Annotated in this window: 17 protein-coding genes; 7 read left to right on the top strand and 10 right to left on the bottom strand. The window is 65.7% G+C overall.

Annotated elements, in window-relative coordinates:
- Positions 1-147: 147 nt before the first annotated feature.
- Positions 148-624, bottom strand: a complete 477-nt coding sequence (locus tag ACFQS4_RS20025; protein WP_500195879.1) for a hypothetical protein — start codon at positions 622-624, stop codon at positions 148-150.
- A 321-nt stretch (positions 625-945) separates the two neighbouring features.
- Between ACFQS4_RS20025 and ACFQS4_RS20020 the strand changes: the two genes are divergently transcribed.
- Complete coding sequence (locus tag ACFQS4_RS20020; protein WP_254157729.1) at positions 946-1,044, top strand: C2H2-type zinc finger protein; 99 nt, start codon at positions 946-948, stop codon at positions 1,042-1,044.
- A gap of 14 nt (positions 1,045-1,058) precedes the next feature.
- Here ACFQS4_RS20020 and ACFQS4_RS20015 read toward each other — a convergent pair whose 3' ends face one another.
- The 3 genes from ACFQS4_RS20015 to ACFQS4_RS20005 all read right to left on the bottom strand — a co-directional run bounded on the left by ACFQS4_RS20015 (position 1,059) and on the right by ACFQS4_RS20005 (position 3,270).
- Positions 1,059-1,895 carry an alpha/beta fold hydrolase gene (locus tag ACFQS4_RS20015; RefSeq protein WP_500195877.1) on the bottom strand — a complete coding sequence of 279 codons (837 nt, stop codon included), beginning with the start codon at positions 1,893-1,895 and terminating at the stop codon, positions 1,059-1,061.
- Between the two features lie 107 nt (positions 1,896-2,002).
- On the bottom strand, positions 2,003-2,701 hold the full coding sequence (locus ACFQS4_RS20010; RefSeq protein ID WP_500195875.1) for a haloacid dehalogenase type II: 699 nt from the start codon (positions 2,699-2,701) through the stop codon (positions 2,003-2,005).
- Positions 2,702-2,832: 131 nt separating this feature from the next.
- Complete coding sequence (locus tag ACFQS4_RS20005; protein ID WP_500195873.1) at positions 2,833-3,270, bottom strand: winged helix-turn-helix domain-containing protein; 438 nt, start codon at positions 3,268-3,270, stop codon at positions 2,833-2,835.
- A 202-nt stretch (positions 3,271-3,472) separates the two neighbouring features.
- On the opposite strand from ACFQS4_RS20005, the gene ACFQS4_RS20000 reads away from it, so the two are divergent.
- The 3 genes from ACFQS4_RS20000 (at position 3,473) to ACFQS4_RS19990 (ending at position 7,631) form a co-directional block, all read left to right on the top strand.
- The gene (locus ACFQS4_RS20000; RefSeq protein ID WP_500195871.1) at positions 3,473-4,042 is read left to right on the top strand and encodes a DUF8170 family protein; all 570 of its coding nucleotides are present in this window, start codon (positions 3,473-3,475) and stop codon (positions 4,040-4,042) included.
- Positions 4,043-4,093: 51 nt separating this feature from the next.
- The gene (locus ACFQS4_RS19995) at positions 4,094-4,849 is read left to right on the top strand and encodes a helix-turn-helix domain-containing protein (protein ID WP_500195869.1); all 756 of its coding nucleotides are present in this window, start codon (positions 4,094-4,096) and stop codon (positions 4,847-4,849) included.
- Between the two features lie 118 nt (positions 4,850-4,967).
- Positions 4,968-7,631 carry a heavy metal translocating P-type ATPase gene (locus ACFQS4_RS19990; protein ID WP_500195867.1) on the top strand — a complete coding sequence of 888 codons (2,664 nt, stop codon included), beginning with the start codon at positions 4,968-4,970 and terminating at the stop codon, positions 7,629-7,631.
- Positions 7,632-7,640: 9 nt separating this feature from the next.
- Here ACFQS4_RS19990 and ACFQS4_RS19985 read toward each other — a convergent pair whose 3' ends face one another.
- From ACFQS4_RS19985 to ACFQS4_RS19975, 3 genes are all read right to left on the bottom strand, one after another.
- Positions 7,641-8,189, bottom strand: coding sequence for a metal-dependent hydrolase (locus ACFQS4_RS19985; protein ID WP_500195864.1), 549 nt, complete (start codon positions 8,187-8,189; stop codon positions 7,641-7,643).
- A 76-nt stretch (positions 8,190-8,265) separates the two neighbouring features.
- Positions 8,266-10,341: an LVIVD repeat-containing protein gene (locus ACFQS4_RS19980; RefSeq protein WP_500195862.1), complete on the bottom strand. Its 2,076-nt coding sequence runs from the start codon at positions 10,339-10,341 to the stop codon at positions 8,266-8,268.
- 201 nt (positions 10,342-10,542) lie between these two features.
- On the bottom strand, positions 10,543-11,145 hold the full coding sequence (locus ACFQS4_RS19975) for a DNA-3-methyladenine glycosylase family protein (RefSeq protein WP_500195860.1): 603 nt from the start codon (positions 11,143-11,145) through the stop codon (positions 10,543-10,545).
- A 275-nt stretch (positions 11,146-11,420) separates the two neighbouring features.
- Here ACFQS4_RS19975 and ACFQS4_RS19970 point away from each other — a divergent pair, with 275 nt between their 5' ends.
- Positions 11,421-12,218 carry a DUF8593 domain-containing protein gene (locus ACFQS4_RS19970; RefSeq protein ID WP_500195857.1) on the top strand — a complete coding sequence of 266 codons (798 nt, stop codon included), beginning with the start codon at positions 11,421-11,423 and terminating at the stop codon, positions 12,216-12,218.
- Positions 12,219-12,277: 59 nt separating this feature from the next.
- Here ACFQS4_RS19970 and ACFQS4_RS19965 read toward each other — a convergent pair whose 3' ends face one another.
- The 3 genes from ACFQS4_RS19965 to ACFQS4_RS19955 form a co-directional block, all read right to left on the bottom strand.
- On the bottom strand, positions 12,278-13,633 hold the full coding sequence (locus ACFQS4_RS19965; protein WP_500195855.1) for an ATP-grasp domain-containing protein: 1,356 nt from the start codon (positions 13,631-13,633) through the stop codon (positions 12,278-12,280).
- Positions 13,634-13,743: 110 nt separating this feature from the next.
- Complete coding sequence (locus ACFQS4_RS19960; protein WP_500195853.1) at positions 13,744-14,703, bottom strand: zinc-dependent metalloprotease; 960 nt, start codon at positions 14,701-14,703, stop codon at positions 13,744-13,746.
- 187 nt (positions 14,704-14,890) lie between these two features.
- Positions 14,891-15,223: a hypothetical protein gene (locus ACFQS4_RS19955; protein WP_500195851.1), complete on the bottom strand. Its 333-nt coding sequence runs from the start codon at positions 15,221-15,223 to the stop codon at positions 14,891-14,893.
- A 143-nt stretch (positions 15,224-15,366) separates the two neighbouring features.
- On the opposite strand from ACFQS4_RS19955, the gene ACFQS4_RS19950 reads away from it, so the two are divergent.
- Positions 15,367-16,425, top strand: a complete 1,059-nt coding sequence (locus ACFQS4_RS19950) for a M20/M25/M40 family metallo-hydrolase (RefSeq protein ID WP_500195849.1) — start codon at positions 15,367-15,369, stop codon at positions 16,423-16,425.
- A gap of 405 nt (positions 16,426-16,830) precedes the next feature.
- Positions 16,831-18,315 (top strand): Asp-tRNA(Asn)/Glu-tRNA(Gln) amidotransferase subunit GatB, encoded by a 1,485-nt coding sequence (gene gatB / locus ACFQS4_RS19945; protein ID WP_500195847.1) that lies wholly within the window; start codon positions 16,831-16,833, stop codon positions 18,313-18,315.
- Positions 18,316-18,405: the final 90 nt, after the last annotated feature.

Genomic DNA, 18,405 nt, shown 5'->3' with positions numbered 1-18,405 from the left:
CGTTCGCTCGCGGTAGTAATACTGTAATTGCCTGCCCTTCCCCGGAGCGCCCGCCTCTCGCTGTCGCTCGAGACGCACGCTCGGCCACTACCGTCTCGTCCGGTTACGATTGCATCGCCTCTCGAGCCGGGAGTCGGGAACGTTCGATTACTCCAGTGAGGACGTATCGAAATCGGAGTCCGAATCACCGTCGTCACTATCTGAATCCGTGTCCGTATCACCATCGTCACTATCCGAATCCGTGTCTGTGTCGCCGTCGTCGCTATCCGAATCAGAGTCGGTATCCGTATCACCACCGTCGCTGTCCGTATCCGAATCCGAGTCGCTGTCAGTATCGCCATCACCCCTGGTCCGGTTATCAACACCGCTGTCTGCGACCATTTCACGCGGTATCTCCCTCTCGTTCTCGCCCACGTCACCGGCTATCGACGGATCCCGCTCGAGCACGTAGAACACCACGGGCGGCACGACGTAGACGCCGATCGCGAGCACCGCAAACAGCGAATCGACGAACACCAGGAGCGCGAAGATGGCGAACGCCGCCGCGGTCGCCGTGTGCATCCCCGTTCTGGTGTACTCGAGGTAGAACGTCCACAGTCCCCGGAACCATTCACGATCGCTCATGCGTCCGTGTGTCCTACGTGAACCAGCGACAACCCTCTTTCGAGGGGCGGTCCGCTACGATCACCCGCTACCGACCCCCGTCACCCAATCAAACTCGCCTCTCGACGAGAGAACCGATCAGTCCGCTCTGGACGGCCGCCACTGTCGTATCGCGACGCGGTGTGGTGGCTCAACTTTCCGACTACAACGAGGGAACCAGCGCGACGGTAGTCGCGGATGCAACGAAAAGGTCGAGTACCCGTCTACGGAATCGACGACGGTCGTGCTTGCGACCGACGGCCGGTATTACATAATGTTGAGTGGTGCCAGTTACCCCGCACCATGGCAGACGAACACGAATGCAACCTCTGTGGAGCAACGTTCGATAGCGAAGAACAGCTACAGGAACACAACCAGGAGGAACACCGGGACGAGATGTAGTCGTCCGGGCGCTTTCAGGCACCCTCGAGGAACGAGCGAAGCCGACCGAGGTACGCCTCCGGCCGGTCGACCATCACCCAGTGGTTCGCCCCGTCGAGGCCGACGAGTTCCGCGTCAGAGACGTCCGACTCGAGTCGCTCCGCGTACTCCATCGGCTGAAATTCGTCGTCGCCACCCCACAGCAGCAGCGTCCGCGCGGTAACCTCGCCGGGATCGATCTCGGTCGTGTGGCTCGTGTTCGTCGCGATGGCGTTTCGCGAGAGCGAGACGATCCCTTCCTCGGCGTTCCACGGCGCGAGCATTCCCTCCAGGAACGCTTCGTCGGACTCGCCAGCGAGGGTGTTGCGGAAGATTTTCTCGACCATCTCCTGTACGTCGTCGACGCTCATCTCGTCGATGGTCGACGGAATCCCGAGCTCGACGATCGTTTCGATCGGCCAGGAGTCGTAGCTGACCGCGTTCGAGAGAACGAGTCGATCGACCGCCTCGAGTTCGTGGACGGCGTACCGGAGTCCGACGCCCCCGCCGAGGTCGTGACCGACGAACGTAACGGGGTCGACGCCCAGTTCGTCGATCAGTCCGTCGATCATCTCCTCTTGGGCCCTGATCGAGCGGTCGAACCCGTCGTGCATCGCCGAGTTCCCGTACCCCACCATGTCGGGGGCGATCACGCGGTAGTCGTCGGCGAGCGGCGGGGCGGTTTCGCGCCAGAGGAACGAGGACGTCGGGATGCCGTGGCAGAACACTATCGGCTCGCCGTCGCCCTCGTCGTAGTAGGCGACCTCGAGGTCGTGTCCGTCGACGGAGACCGTTTCCGCCCGCTGCTCGGTCGTCCAGCGTTCGTACCTCATACTGTGTCGCGCTGCCACACCACTGTGGATAGTGCTTTAGCTTGCTTCCGCACGGAAGGGGACGGCCACAGACGACGAGGACAGGGGCGGACACGAGTTCTCCGAAGTTACGCGTTCTCGAGTTCGGCTGCGAGATCGTGGATGGTCTCGATCGTCAGGTCGGGTTCGACGTCGTATGGCCCCCAGAGCGTGTCCTGTCGGTTGATCCAGACGCCCTGCATCCCGGCATTCATCGCGCCCGGCACGTCCCACCAGCCCGCGCCGACGAACGCGATCGATTCTACCGGAGCACCGATTCGGTCGGCGGCGTGGCGATACAGTTCCGATTCCGGCTTGAACCGCTCGACCTCGTCCGCGCTGATCGTTTCGACGAGCAGGTCCTCCAGATCTGCGTGGTCGACCAGCGACTTGAGCATCGCCTCGTTACCGTTCGAGACGACGTAACAGTCGTACCCGAGGTCGCGGACGCGCTCGATCCCGTCGCGAACGTCGTCGAACACCGGCAGTTCGTGGTACGTCGAGAGCACGGCCTCGCGCTCGGCTTCCTCGAGGTCGACGCCGACCGTCTCGAGCGCGAATCGCAGGGCGTGACGGTTCATCGCGTAGAACGTGTCGTACTCGCCGATGGCGTTCCCGACCATCGCGTACGCCAGCGAGCGCTGCCGCCAGATCGTCGCGACGAGGACTGGGTCGGCGTCCTCGAGGTGCGGCTCGAGGGCGTCGGCGACCCCCGAGACGTCCACGAGCGTGCCGTACGAATCGAACGCGACCGCCTCGACCGCGTCGGGATCGAAGAACGAGGACATACCGTTTGATTCTCGGCCGACGTCGAAATAACTTGGGCGGCCCCCGTTCTCGCGCTCGGCTCAACTCGACTGGGTTCACCGGGCTAGAAGCTGATCCCCTCGAGTTAGCGCCACGAAAACGGCGTCGTGGATTACGCTCTGTCCGCGTGTCGCTCGAGTTCCTCCGCCGCCCGGATCTCGGGGGGTTTCTCGAGCCGTTCGTCGACCGCCTTCCAGACCGGTTGTTCCTCGAGGAGGCCGTGACGCTCGAGCAGGTCGTAGCCCTCGTCGGTCAACCCGTAGAACGTCGACGGGAGGTCCCGTTTCCGCTCGCCTTTCGGGAGCGTGATCTTCTCGACGACGCCGGCCTCGACCAGCTCCAGGAGGTGGTACTCGATGGTGCTCCGTTTGACGTCCGGATTGCGGTAGTCGAACTCGCGAACGCTGGGAGACTCCTTCGGGTGGCCGAGGATGTCGCTGAGCAGCGCCGCTCGCGTCGGCTGGGTGATGAGCCGCAGACGGTCCCACTCCGTGCTCTCGGCGCGTCCGTCCGCCGTCATCGGGTCTGGTGCGTGGGCGTCGTGGGACATAGCTATCGATAGCTACGTGGACCGCCGGTTTAATCGTTTGGGTCCAGACTGTGACAGTCGTAACTGGATTGGTTGTGACTACACTGGTTACGACTGAATCGATTACAACTGGAACGATTGTAACTGAATCGATCACTGCAACGTCGCTCGCTGAACGAATCGACACCACTATTCCACGGCATTTCGTCCGATAAATACGACAATGGACGGAGACGACCGACTCGAGGCCGTCGACGACGTGCTCGACACCCTCGAGACGACGGCCGACCGGTCGCTGACGCCGGAAGACGTACAGGCCCTGAAGCGGGCCGTCTTCGAGGATCACAACGCGTTCATCCGCGTGCTCTACAGCGACCGATCCTACTTCGTCATCGGGAGCTACGGCGACGAAGAAGAGACGCGACTGGTCGCGGTTCGAGACGTTCTGGACGAGCGTCGGTCCAACGATCACGCGTTCCTGATGAAGGAGGTCCCCGAGTTCACGACGAACTTCGCACTCAAGTTTCACGTCCTCGTTCGCCGGGTCGACACTGTCGTCGGCGTCTTCGAACACAATCGCGGTGGTCACGAGTGGGAAGCTGGAGCGCTGTCGCACCCGCCGTTGCGAGAGAAGACGTGGGCGCTGAAGCGCGCGTACGAGAATCGAGAGGCCGAGTACGAGGCGTTCGACGCGATGATCGCCCACTTCTTCGAGTTGCTGGACGAAGACGGACGGCTCCTCGAGTGGTCGTCTGAATCCGAACTCCGCGAGCGGACGGACTCGATTCCGTAGTCTCACAACACCGCAGGAACCCTTTTTGTCCGCTGCCCCGTACTCCTCCCAATGAGAGAGTTCGTCTTCGCCCTCGAGTACGACCCCGGGACCAACCCCGTGGCGGACGTACTCGCGGACCACCCCGACGCGCGGATTCGGTCGCTGTCGTGTCACGTCACCCCCGACAGCCTCTGGCGAGTCGACCACGCAACCGGCCCAACCGAGGCCCTCGAGGCCCTCGAGGCCGCCTACCAGGACGCCGCCTACTTCGCGGACTGCCTCGTCAGGGACGACTGCGGCGCCTCCTGTGAGACCCAGATCCTGGACCGCTCGAGCGACACGCGCATCGTCTACACGTTCTGGGAGCGGACAGAGGAGTGTACCTCGGTTCCCCATCTGGCGCTCGAGCACTTCGGGCCCGGACTGCTGTTCGAGACCGACCGCGAGGGCCGGCGCCACCGCTGGCGGATCGTCCTCGGCGACGAGGCACCGATCCACGACTTCTTCGACGCGCTCGACGCCGAGGTCGGCGAGTGTACCGGGATCGAGATGTTGCGCCTGACCGACGTCGATCCCGACCGGTCGCTCGATGCCAGTCCCGACGACGGGCTGGGACTGTCGACCGACCAGCTCGAGGCCCTCCGGGCGGCCGTCGAGGCCGGGTACTACGAGACGCCGCGGGCAGTCGAACTCTCGGAGCTAGCCGAGGACCTCGAAATTCCGCGGTCGACGCTCTCTTATCGCCTCCGTCGAGCCGAGGCCGCTCTCGCGCAGTCAGTGGTCTCGAGCGACGACTCGCTCGAGGCCGTGTTGCCGGCTCGATAACCGTCCGTCGAGGAGCTGTCGCCCGCATTCGTATCGTGGGCGACCCAAATCATGACGAAACCAAAAGTTGGCGTGCGCCAAATAAGCGGTATAGGTGCCGGGACCGTACTCGTCAGTAATGAGTGATCGAGCCGTCGATGGCACCCGAGTGGCCGAACTCGAGGTTCGGGTGCCGGAGATGGACTGTTCGTCGTGTGCGACGAAAATCGAACGGAGCCTGGCGGCAGTCGACGGCATCGCCGAGGTCGATCCAGCCGTCGCCAGCGGCCGCCTCCTCGTGCGGTACGATCCGGAGCGAACCGACGAGAGCGCGATTCGCGCACGGATCGAGAGCGTCGGCTACGACGTAGTGGCGTCGACCCGCCGAGACGACGGCAGTCACCCCGACGGGTCCAGCGAACGAGCCTACGCGGTCCCGGGGATGGACTGTACCTCGTGTGCTAGCAAGGTCGAACGAGCGCTCGAAGACCTCGAGGGTCTGGAGTCGGTCGAAACGCTCCCTGGATCGGGGCGCGTGACGGTGACGGTGAAAGGGGCCGACGCGAGGGCCTCGAGGACGGACACCCGGTCCGCATCCAACGCGGGCACCGCAGGATCGATCGCTCAGTCGGCGTCCGACGTCGACGAAACCGTCGTCGACGCGATCGAAGGCGCCGGCTACGACGCTCGCCCGCTCTCGAGTGACGACGGGAGCACCGAATACGAGGAGTCGACGCCGATCTGGCGAACCCGGCGAGCCCTGACGACGGCGATCGGCGCCGTGTTCCTCGCGGTCGGGATGGCCCTGGCGTTCGTCCTCACGAGTGCAAACCCGACCGTCGCCACCGTGCTGGGCCGGGAGTTCGCCGTCTCCCACCTGCTGTTCATCGCAGGCGCGGCCGTCGCCGGGACGCCAGTGCTGCGAAGCGGATACTACTCCCTGCGAGCGCAGAGCCTCGACATCGACTTCCTGATGAGCGCCGGGATCCTGGCCAGCGTCGCAGCCCACCACCCCTTCGAGGGGGCGATGCTCGCCGTCCTGTTCAGCGTCGCGGAGTTGCTCGAGCGGTTCTCGATGGACCGCGCCCGCGACTCCCTGCGGGAGTTGATGGAACTCTCGCCGGAGACGGCAACTGTCAAGCACGCGGACGGCGAGGAGGAGACCGTTCCCGCCGACGTCCTCGAGCCGGGGGACACCGTCGTCGTCCGACCCGGTGAGAAGATCCCCGCCGACGGCGTCGTCCGCGCGGGCACCAGCGCGGTCGACCAGTCGCCGATCACCGGCGAGAGCGTCCCCGTCGACCGCTCGAGCGGCGACGAGGTCTACGCGGGGACCATCGCCGAGTCGGGCTATCTCGAGGTCGAGGTGACGAGCGAGGCCGAAGAGTCGACGCTCTCCCGGATCGTCGACCTCGTCGCCGACGCCGAGCGCGAGCGAACGAATCGCGAGCGGATGGTCGACCGGTTCGCGTCCGTCTACACGCCGATCGTCGTGGCGTCCGCAGTCGCGTTGGCGGTCGGCCCGCCGCTGCTCGTCGGCGCCGACTGGAACACGTGGTTCCTCCGTGGACTCACCCTGCTGGTGATCGCCTGTCCCTGTGCGTTCGTCATTTCGACGCCCGTCAGCGTCGTCTCGGGAATCACGAGCGCCGCGAAAAACGGCGTGCTGATCAAGGGCGGTCGGTACCTCGAGGCCGTGGGCGAGAGCGACGTCCTCGCCGTCGACAAGACGGGGACGCTGACGACCGGCGAGCTCTCGGTGACCGACGTGGTCGCCCTCGAGGGGGCCGACGAGGACGACGTACTGGCCAGGGCAGCGGCCCTCGAGCGGCGGAGCGAGCACCCGGTCGGCGAGGCCATCGTCGGCTACGCGGACGAACAAGGGGTCGACAGAACCGGCGACGACGCGACGGTGACGGACTTCGAGGCGCTCACCGGCCGCGGCGTCCAAGGCGACCTCGACGGCGAGCGCCACTACGTGGGCAAGCCGGACCTGTTCGACGGCCTGGGGCTGGACCTCGAGCACACGCACACCCGAACTGACGGCGGCGCGGGCGTCGGCGTGGTGTCCCCCGAAGAGGTCGATACCCAGCCTCAGTGTAGCCGTGAGGACTGCCTCGACCTCCTGCAGACGCTCGTTCCCCGTTTCGAGTCCGAGGGGAAGACGGTCGTGCTGGTCGGCACCGACGACCGCCTCCTGGGGCTGGTCGCCGTGGCCGACCGCGTTCGTCCGGAGGCCGCGTGGGCCGTTTCGAAACTCCAAGAGCAGAGCGTTCGCGTCGTCATGCTCACTGGCGACAACGAGGGGACTGCCCGCGCTATCGCCGAGCAGGTAGGCATCGACGAGTACCACGCCGAACTGCTCCCAGAGGAGAAACTCGAGGCGATCCGCGACCTCGAGGGACGCGATTCGCCCGATTCCGAACGGACCGTCGCGATGGTCGGCGACGGCATCAACGACGCCCCCGCCCTGGCCACCGCGAGCGTCGGCATCGCGATGGGCGCCGCCGGGACCGACACCGCCCTCGAGACCGCCGACGTGGCCCTGATGGGCGACGACCTCACCCGACTACCGTACCTCTACCGGCTCTCGGGAACGGCCAACGGCGTGATCCGCCAGAACATCGGGTCGAGCCTCGCCGTGAAGGCGGTGCTGGCTGCGGGGGCCCCGTTCGGGCTGGTGACGATCATCCACGCCGTCGTGATCGGTGACATGGGGATGAGCCTCGCCGTGACGGGCAACGCCCTGCGCCTCTCGCGAGTGGAACCGGAGACGCCGGACGAGGACGCTTCGTCCGCCTGAATCGCGCGGTTATCCGCGCTCGTGTAGTCGGCCAATGGCAGTCACGACGGCCCCAACGCCCGGTCGCCCGTCGATCCACCAGCGGACGATTCCCGCGACCAGGATGACCGCCTCGAGCCACAGCGTCGTCGCCTCGAGACCCGCGACGGCACCGAGGCCGAGTGGCTTGACTCCCGTGTACGCAGGCATGTGGGTCACCGGCCACAACAGGAACCCGAGTTCGTCGTAGTCCCCGGACAGCACGTGCCAGGGGACGTCCGCGAGAACGTGCGAACCGTACCCGATGGCGGCGGCGACCCCGAGGTCTCGGCGGTCGGCTCGAGTGGCGATGATCCAGGAAACGGCCACGAACGGAACGGCGAACAGGAGGGAGTGACCGACCGTTCGGCCGACGTCAACGACGCCCGCGGCGGCGAGCGGCTTGTCGATCAGATCGGTGAGGCTAGCGGCGAGAACGGCGACGAGCGCCGGTCCGTCGTGCGGTGGCTCACCGCGGCGCCATCGGGCGTACGCCGCGTAACAGAGGTAGCCGACGACGGGGTGGACGACGGGCTGCACGTATCGACCTTCTCTGCGACCGTTCAAAGATGGTCCGCCCGCATGCTCGTCGTTCCGTCTCCGCCGCGCGCGCCGATCAGGTCTCGAGTCCGACCACCGTCGAGATATCGACTTCGCCGTTCGCCTTCCGCCAGAGCCGGTTGTTCGCCGAAACACCGCCGCCGTAGTCACCTTCGACGGTCGGTCGGGCGTACTCGAGCGGGCCGACGGCGTAGCTGTCCGTCGCGTCGTCCGGAACCTCGACGTAGTATCGAAGCGTGCCCTCCTCGACGGTGTCGTCGAAGGTCACGACCTTGCGGTACCCGTCGAGTTGCTCGACGGTCACGTCGCCGGCGACGACCTCCCAGTCGACGGGGATCCGATCCCGAACGCGGACTGGTTCGTCGGCGTCGACGTGGACGCGAACCTGGCTCGTCTGGCCGGCGGTGAACAGCGAGGCGTCGGCCTCCCGCTCGATCTCGAGGTCGATCGGCGTGTCGCCGCCCACATCGATACCGTCGTGGGCGATTGCCTGTGGACCCGCGTTGATTCCGCCCGAGAAGGTGACGCCGTTTCGAATCACGGCGGACCAGTGAAACGGCGTTCCCGTGGTCAAATCCGCGAGTGTCGCGTCCTCGGGCACGTCGGGACCGACGCGGGAGTAGCCGGTCTCCTCGAGTTCGAAGTCGTCGGTAATCTGCAGGAATCGGGTTCCGGAGTGGTAGTGGCCCGCCACGACGGTTCCGTCGGTATCGATGTCGAAGTTGTGCGCGCTCAGGTTGAAGTCGTCGAAGCCCTCGTAGGTCCAGACGTCGTCGGCGGCTTCGTGTTCGAAACCTGGCGTCTCTTCGAACGTCTGGTCGGTCGACTCGAAGAGGATCCAGTGGTCGAGTTCGGTGGTCGGTCCATCGCCCTCGACGCCGCCGCCGTACATCTCGAATGCCTCCCTGCTCGCGGGTTCGACGCCGTCTTCGAGGAGCGTCGTCGAAATACCGAGGTAAGCGGAATCGGCGTCGCCATCGATCACCGCGTCGAGCGGGTCGGCGTCGACGAGGTAGTAGTGGCCGGACTCGCCGTCGGTACGGACGTACCCCTGGTCCTCGTGACTCGCGGGCGTCTCGTGACCCGCGACGAACACACGCTTGCCGCCGAGAAGGGCCGGGGCGGGGATGGCGTGGTGGGCGCGGTCCATCTCGAAGACGCCCAGTTCTTCGAGGTCCGACGGATCGCTCGCGTCGAGGATCCGCACGCCGGCGTTCCAGTTGGCGTCGTAGAGGATCGGGATCCCGTATCGCGGATCGTCCTGGACGACGACGTCGTGGGTGTAGTAGGCCCCGCCCTCGGTGCCAGTTTCGGGCTCGCCGAGTTCGCTGTCGTAGTTCCACCAGTTGACGTGCTCGAGTGTGCCGAGCTCGCGGTCGAACTCGAAGACGTTGATCCCGCCGGTGACGCCGTCCTCGCCGTGGGCGGTGAAGACGTACTCGCGACCGCCGATCTGGTGGTACCAGGCGTTGTGGGGGCCGAGCACCCACACCGACAGCGTCGTCTGGGTGACGAGTTCCGGGTTCCCCGGATCGGAGACGTCGACGACCTCAAGGACCGCGCCGTCGGCCCCGCCGTCGTGGTCGTCCGTCCCGGTCGAGCCGTCGGACTCGTCGAACAGCGCGTTGACCGGCTGTTTCGAACAGAACGCGTACTGCCCGTCGTCGCTGAGTTTGACGTCCATCACCGCGGCCGCGTCGTTCTCGTTCCGGTAGAAGGCGAGACAGCCGATTTCGGCCGTCTCGAGGTCGTCACGGGATTCGGCGCGCGTGAAGTCGCTCACGTCGAAGATCGCCAGCCCCCTGTCGGGCGTCTCGTCTCGCGAGGAGAAGACGGACGCAAATGCCAGGTCGTCGTGGACCCGGAATTCGCTGAATCCGCCGTAGTGAGGATCCGCTGGCTGTCCGGAGAGGGAAGCCGGCCCGACGCCGCCGGCGCTGTGGTAGCCGACGACCTCCGTGTTTGCCGCCGCGTCCCGTCGCTCGCCGTCGAACTGCTCGCCGGTGCCCCCGTTGGTCGACTCCTTGTGCGCCCCCGTGGTTCCGCCGACCGCCGCCACGCCCATCGCCCCGGCGGCCGCGCGGAGAACCGCTCGTCTGGTCTCGCTCTCGGGTGTGTCACGTGCTGGCATCGTATCCCTGCGAGCCGTGGTACCATGGAACGCCTTTAGTGCGTTTTGACAAACGCGTCAACACCTTTCGTCGAACGGTGGTCGGCCTCGATTTTGCGGATCTATACTCTATCTATTGTAGTTATTCACTTCAAATAATATAGCTAGTCGTTCCGTCACGTCCTCGAGCGCCGGCCGATCGCGCCAGTTCGCCTACTCTCGTTAGTCGTCCGATTCGTAGGCTGCCCAGATGTACCGCGTCGCCAGACTCCGATGGGGTCGCCACGGTTCGGCGATCTCGCGCATTTTCCCTCGAGAGAGGTCCTCTCCGTCGTTGTACAGCGCTTCGATGCCCCGCCGGACGGCGAGGTCGCCGAGTGGGAGCACGTCGGGACGCTCGAGGACGAACAGGAGGTACATGCGGGCCGTCCAGTCGCCGACGCCCCGGATGGCCGTCAGCTCCTCTCGCACCTCGTCGTTCGTGTGGTCGGCCAGCCCCTCCCTGGTGAGGTCGCGCTCGAGAAACACCTCGGCGGCGTTGCGGGCGTACTCGACCTTCGACCGGCTCAGTCCCGCCTCGAGGAGCGGTTCGTCCTCGGTCTCGAGGACGCGCCTCGGCGTAATCTCCTGGTCCAGGACGTCGAAGGTGCGCTCGCGGACGGCCATCGCGGAGGCCGTCGACAACTGCTGGTTGATGATCGAAACGAGGAGTCGTTCGAACTCGCCCATCGAGGAGTCGATCGGTGCGAGGTCGTACCGTTCGACGAGACCGGCCATGATCGAATCGCGTCGAAGGACGTCTTCGGCTGCTGCCTGCGTCGACATTGGCGGAATAACGCATGGAGCGGGCAAAAGGTCGTTGCTCGAGGCACTCCGGCAAACCCGTCTCCGATGTCCCGGGAAAGCCACGGTTACTCACTGCATCTCGCTCGTAATCGCACTATGTGCGCGGACCGCCCGACTGAGCGGCCCTGTCTGCCGTCTGGAAACGAAACGAGACGGTGAGTTGGAGACCGACGCGGCGTCGGTCACAGGGCAATCACCGCCTGTCGACCGAAACGGTCCGGACGATTTGGGATGGTGGGCGACGGCGGGCCCGTATGGCCGACAACCACGCGACCGCCTGGGTGACGACCGACCCCGACCGCATCGAACGTTGGGCTACTGACCGCCACGCCCGCCCCGTCGTCGTCGAGGAGGGCGGCGAGCGGACGTACACCTTCGTACACCGGGAGGACGTTTCGCCAAACGGGAACCACCGCGAACTCGAGTGGGGCGCGTTCGCGGACGTCCTCGATCGGTACGACCTGGCGTTCGTCCACCTCGAGGACGATCCGAACCCGCAGGAAATCGGGTACTTCGCGCTCACGTCTCGAGCGCGCGTGGCTCGACGAACCGGCATCGATCAACCGGCGCTCGAGCAGGCGCTCGCCGACGAGGAGGCGCTGAAGATCGAGATCGATCCCTCGGAACCCGCTCGCGAGGAGTATCCGGACGAAATCGTTCCGATGGGCGGTGGCGCCGAGTCAGTCGACCACGAAGAGGCGATGGGTGGCGGCGTCGTCGTTCGCGAAGAACAGGCAGCTATGGGTGGCGGCGCGCGCTCGACGCCTCGAGCAGGCCGGCGAACGGAACGTTCGGAGGGTGGCGACCGACTCAGCGCAACCGACGAAGGAAAGCCGGTCGTCGATACCGCCGGGGAGCGACTCGGCACCGTCGCCGGCGTCACCGACGAGCACCTTCTCGTCGAATCCGGGGCCGGGCTCACAGATCGGCTCAGGGCGCGACTCGGCTGGGGACGCCAGGAAGGGGGCACAGTTTCGATCGACCGGTCGCAAGTTCTGGACGTGACCGACGAGAAGGTGACCGTCGCCCCGGCAGAGTCGACTCGAGAGTGAGTTGTGGCGCTGTTCGACCGCTCTTTTCCGGCGACTGCTCGAGGTTCCTTCCCTCGCGACTACTCGAGGCTCTCTTCTTCCTCCTCCGGGCTATCGGGCACGTCGCCGTCGACGCGCCGACTCACGTCGACCTGGTAGTTCCCGAGGATGTCGCGGCCGAGGATGACCGGGTAGTCCATGTGGCTGCGGTCCTCGACGCTCGCGGTGACGGTGTGCTGATTGCCGCCGACGCCAACGACCACGTCGACGACGGGCCGACTCTTCGAAGTCTTGCTACTGCCCGACTTCACCCGCGTGATCGACTTGATCGGGCCGGCGCCGATGTCGGCGGCCAGGCGCGTGTCGATGCTGGTCCGCGTCGCCCCCGTGTCGGACTTGGCGTAGACGGACTTCGAGCCGCTGGTACCGGAGAGGACGACCTCCTCGGTGTAGCCGATGATCGCGGCCTCGCCGTCCGTCGTGGTGAGCCTCTCGGGCATCGCAGAGGGCGTCGAGTCGTCCAGGTTCGCCGAGAGTTCCCAGACGCGCCCGTCGTCGACCTCGCCGCCCGCCCGCTCGATAGCGAGTTTCGCGATGTAGGGGGCCGGGCTGACGTGGGTCGCCTGGTAGAGGCCCTTGAATCCGGCCGTCGGATTGACCTCGAGGACGAACCAGCCGTCGTCCCCCTCGACGATGTCGACGCCGGCGTAGTCGAGGCCAACGATTTGGGCAGAGTCGACGGCGATGTCGGTGACTTCTTCGGGAAGTTCGTCGGTGGCGTCCTCGACCGAGCCGCCGACGGCGACGTTCGTCCGCCAGTCGTTGTCGGGTGCGTAGCGGTACATCGCACCGACGACCTCGTCGCCGACGACGTAGACGCGGATGTCGCGGTGGCGTTCGCCGTCACGGTCGATCAGCTTCTGGAGGAAGGCGTAGCGGTTCCCGACCTTCGAGTTGACGGGGTCGTTGGGGCCGACCTTCCAGGTCCCACCCCCGTGGGTCCCAATCGCCGTCTTGTAGACCGCCTCCTCGCCGAACCGATCCCGGTTCGCGTTCAATCGCTCAGTGCTGAGCGAGAGGAAGACGTCGGGCACCTGGATGTCGGCCGACGCGAGCGCGGCCGCCGTCGCCAGCTTGTGTGACGCCGTCAACGTGGCCGACGGTTCGTTGAGCATCGGAACCAGCCGACTGAGCGTGTCCGCCAGCCCGAGTTCCTCGCAGGGCTGTTCGGTGTTCGAGAGCAGCATTCGGTTCGCGATGACGTCGACGTCGGGCTCGAGGGTGACCGAGCCGGCGTCGACGCTGATCGCCGTGTTTTCCTCGCGAAGCCACGCCGTCTCGTGACCCAGTTCCTCGACCGCGTTGAGAATCGCCTTCGACTCCTTGCTCGTGTGCAGACTCAGTACCCCCACCGTGACGGAATCGGCGGCTGTCATAGTCGACGACACTCTGGCTGCGCGGAAAAGCGTTATCAGTTCTCGCCGCCCGTGTGAACGGTTCAGTCTGTCGATCCCTTGGAGAGAAGAACAGTTCGAGGAGCCGATGGTTACGCGCGCTCGAGCCGACGAACCCAGCGCCGGGGATCGTCGAGTTCCTCGCCGGTCGGCAGGTTGTCCGGATGGTCCCACACTCGACTCGCGAACGCGACGTCTCGAGCGTCGGTGACCCCCTCGAAGAACGACTTGCCGCGCTCGTACTGGCGCTGTTTGAGACCCAGGCCCAGCAAGCGCCTGAACAGCCGCTGGATCGGTCCGCGCCCCTGTCGACGGGCGTCGAGTTTCCGCCGGAGGTCCGCGTACTCGTCGTCGAAGGCGTGATCCATCAGCAACTCGGCGTAGCCCTCGACGACCGTCATCGTGACGTCCAGTTCGCGGAACGCGTCCCGATTGAACGAGCCCTCCGCGAGAGCGTCGATTCCCTCCTGCATGCGCGACTCGAGGTGGGTCGACAGCCAGGGAGCGGCGCCGAACTCGGCGGCGTGGGTTACCTCGTGGAAGGCGATCCATCGGCGGAACCGGTCAGAATCGACGTCGAGGACCTCCGCGGCCTTGAGGATGTTCGGGCGAACGAAGTACAGCGCGTGGTCCTCGTCGGGCGTCTCCGCGAGCAACAGCGGGTCGTACTGGCCGAGGACGTTCCGTCCGAGAAAGGCGAGCAGGACGGTCATCGTCCCGGTGTTGATCGTCCGGGCGGCGCCGGGGAACGCCCCCAGCTGGGACTCCATGGGCGCCATCACTCGCTCGAAGGTGGCGATGTTGGCGTCGATCCAGTGGTGCCGATTCTGGATCTCGACGACCTCGGGGACGTCGAACTCGAGGCCCGCGGCCTCCTGGACGCCTGCCCGGGCGTCCCGGACGTCCCGAGCGTAGGCGGCTTCCTCGTCGGGCTCGAGTTCGAGCGATCCGGGTTCGGTCGAGGCCTTCGCGGCCTCTGCCGCGGCGCGCCAGTCGACCGCGTCGTCACCGGAAGCGCCGGCGACGGCGCGAACGCTGCGATAGAGATTCACACCTCGAGTAAGCGGACGGGAGCAAAAAGCGTTCTGTCGCGTGGCGTCTCGCGGTCAGTCGATTTCGTTCGAGTGATCGCCATGGTCGGGGGCGACTGGCTCGAGCCGAGTCGCTGGTGGGCTGGCGATCGATCGAACCGACGAGCGTGTGGATCGATCGAGTCGACGACCGACGAAAGCGGTTCGCCTACGTGACGATGACGTCCGGCTCGTCTTCCGGCTCGACCGTCTCCTCCTCGTCGCCGCCGCGGAACTTCTTGACCGCGACGGCGATACCGACCAAGACGACGAGCGCGACGACGACGCCGAGGGCGCTTCCCCTGCCGCCGTCGTCGGCCGCGGCTCCGTCCTCGTCGTCAGTCGCGGATTCGAGTCCAGATTCCGATTCCGATTCCGACTCCGATTCGGTCTCGAGACTTCCCTCGTCGCCAAACGGGAGTTTCTCGCTGAGGCTCCTGGGTCCGAACTGGGTTTCTCCGTCGAGGTGCAACTCGAAGAGGGTGATGTTTTTATCGCCCATACTGAGCCCCACAACGGGCGGTCATTTACCAGTTGTGCTGGTCGTCGCCGTGTGCTGGAGAGTTCGTGGCTACAGCGTCACTCGAGTACCAGACGACACCGGATAGTCAACAGATTCAAACCACGACCCTCCAACCACCCACTATGGAGTCACAGCCACGCGACGTTCTCGTTTCACTTCTCGAGACGCCATCCCCATCCGGATACGAAACCCGCGGCCAGCGCGTCTGGATCGACTACGTCTCGCAGTTCGCAGACGAGGTCAGGACCGACGCCTACGGCAACGCGATCGCCGTCCACGAGGGCGACCCCGACGGTCCCGAAATCGCTCTGACGGGCCACGCCGACGAGATCGGCTTCATCGTGCGCTCGATCGACGACGACGGCTTCCTCAACGTCGGTCGCATCGGCGGCAGCGACCCCTCCGTCGCCCGCGGCCAGCACGTGACGGTCCACGCCGAGGACGGGCCCGTCGAGGGCGTGATCGGCCAGACAGCGATTCACCTGCGCGAGGACGACGACGAGCCCGAAATTTCGGACCTCTGGATCGACATCGGCGCCGAGGACGAGGAGGAAGCAGCCGAGCGCGTCGCCGTCGGCGACCCGATCACCTTCTCCTCGAGCGTCGCCTGGCTCTCCGAGACCCGACTGGCCGCCCGCGGCATGGACAACCGCGTCGGCACCTGGATCGCCGCCGAGGCGTTCCGCCGGGCCGTCGAGCACGGGACCGACGCCACCGTCTATGCCGTCTCGACCGTCCAGGAGGAGGTGGGCACGAAAGGGGCGAAGATGGTCGGTTTCGACCTCGAGCCAGACGCCGTGGTCGTCGTCGATGTCGGTCACGCAGTCGACTACCCCTCTGCACCCAGCGAGAAGACGAGCCAGATGGAACTGGGCGGCGGACCGGCACTCGGTCGCGGCAGCACCAACCATCCAGTGCTCTTCGACGCCCTCCAAACGGTGGCCGACGACGAGGAAATCGACGTCCAGGTCGAAGCTCTCGGCCTCGGCACCGGCACGGACGCCGACAGCTTCTTCACCGCCGCGGGGGCGATCCCCTCCCAAGTCGTGAGCGTCCCTAACCGATACATGCACACCCCAGTGGAGGTGGTCGATACCGAGGACCTCGAGGACATCGCCGACCTCCTGGGCTCGTTCGCGAGTTCGGCCCACGAGTTCACGCCGTTTTCGGTAGATCTCTGATCAGGACTTGAGTATTGCCGTCGTCACAACGGATGCTCGAGGGAGAATCGAGAGATGAAGGCCGACCGCAGTATATAAGCAGTGCCGTCGCCTAGCTTGAGTGCGTACCTTTAGTCCCCGACCGAGTAGACCCACTTCGGGTGCGATGACCGTTCGGCGAACCCGGGTACGCGACAGTCGTTCGACGGCTCGCGCCGTCCCAAAAGTCGCGATTCATCGGAATCGTGCACACGCCCGGCACGAGGGTTAGCCAGCAGACGCGGCACGCCGCCACGGGATGATGCTGGACGTTAGTGTTCCGGGTGATATTCGGATTCGTGAGCCGCTCTTCCGTCTCGAGAAGTCCTCATTAGACACCAATCTGGCTCCGTTATCCTTTAGCGCCCGCGGGTCAAATCGCCTCCAATGACCGCGCAAACCGTCCAGCAGGGGGACCTCGTCACCGTCATCGGCCTCGAGGTGCACGTCCAGCTGGAGACGAACACCAAGATCTTCTGTGGCTGTTCCACCGACCCCGCCGACGGCCCCAACGAGCACGTCTGCCCCGTTTGCCTGGGCCTCCCCGGCGCCCTGCCCGTCCTCAACGAGGCTGCCGTCGAAGCTGCCGTCAAGATCGGCAAGGCCATCGACGCCGACATCCCCGAGGAGACGCGCTTTCACCGGAAGAACTACTACTACCCCGACCTCCCCAAGAACTTTCAAATAACGCAGTACGACGAGCCGATCTGCCAGGACGGCGACCTCGAGGTCGCCGTCGAGGGCGAGCGCCGGGAGATCACGATCGAACGTGCCCACCTCGAGGAAGACCCGGGGAGCCTCCAGCACGTCGGCGGCAGCATCGACACTGCGGACTACACGCTCGTCGACTACAATCGCGCCGGCACGCCGCTCATGGAAATCGTCACGGCCCCCGACTTCCGCAGCCCTCAGGAGGTTCGGGCCTTCCTCGCGGAACTCGAGGAAGTGCTGGAGTACCTGGGCGTCTTCGACGCCGAGCGCGACGGCAGCCTGCGGATCGACGCCAACCTCTCGATCGTCGACGGCGAGGAGGTCGACGGCGACGGCTCGATCGGCCGCGAGGCACTCGAGACGGCCAACCGCACCGAGGTAAAGAACATCTCGAGTCACAAGGGCGCCGAGAAGGCGCTGGCCTACGAGGAGACCCGACAGAAGAACGCGGTTCGACGCGGTCGCGAGGTCGAACAGGAGACCCGCCACTGGGACGAGAGCCGCGGGATCACGGTCTCGATGCGCTCGAAGGAAGCCGAGAAGGACTACCGGTACTTCCGGGAGGCCGACCTCCCGCCGCTGCGAGTCTCCCACTGGAAGGACGAGATTACGATTCCGGAACTTCCCAAGGCCCGTCGCGAGCGCTTCAGCGAGGAGTACGGACTGGGCGAGGAGGCGGCCTCGAAGCTCACCTCCACGAAGCAGGTCGCCGACTTCTACGAAGACGTCGCCACGGAGTTCGACCCCGATCTGGCGGCGACCTGGGTCGCCGACGAACTCCTCGGTGAACTCAACTACCGCGACATGTCCGTGACGGATCTCGAGAGACGGCTCGACGAGGTCGCCCGACTGGTCGAACTCGTCGCGACCGACGAGATCACGGCGAAGAACGCGAAGGAGGTCGTCCTCCGCGGGATGCTCGACGACGGCGACGATCCGGACGCCATCGTCGAGCGCGAAGGGCTGGGCAAGACCGACGAGGACGAAGTACAGACCGCCGTCGTCGAGGCTGTCGAGGAGAACCCCGATGCAGTGGCCGACTACGAGGCCGGCGAGGGCGGCGCAATCAACTTCCTCGTCGGACAAGTCATGCAGAAGACCGGCGGGAGCGCCGATCCGGGCGACGTCAACGGATTGCTTCGGGCCGAACTCGAGGACTGAGAAGGACTGAAACGCGGTTCGAGTCCGCTTCGGCGCTGTGGTGGGTCGGGCGGGAATCGGAGCCGGGTTCGTTCTCGATTGGTGCAATTC

It is taken from the genome of Saliphagus sp. GCM10025317, assembly GCF_042663665.1.
Taxonomy (GTDB): Archaea; Halobacteriota; Halobacteria; order Halobacteriales; family Natrialbaceae; genus Natronosalvus.
The sequence above is the reverse complement of the archived record's forward strand: the minus strand, read 5'-3'. Positions and strand labels throughout refer to the sequence as shown.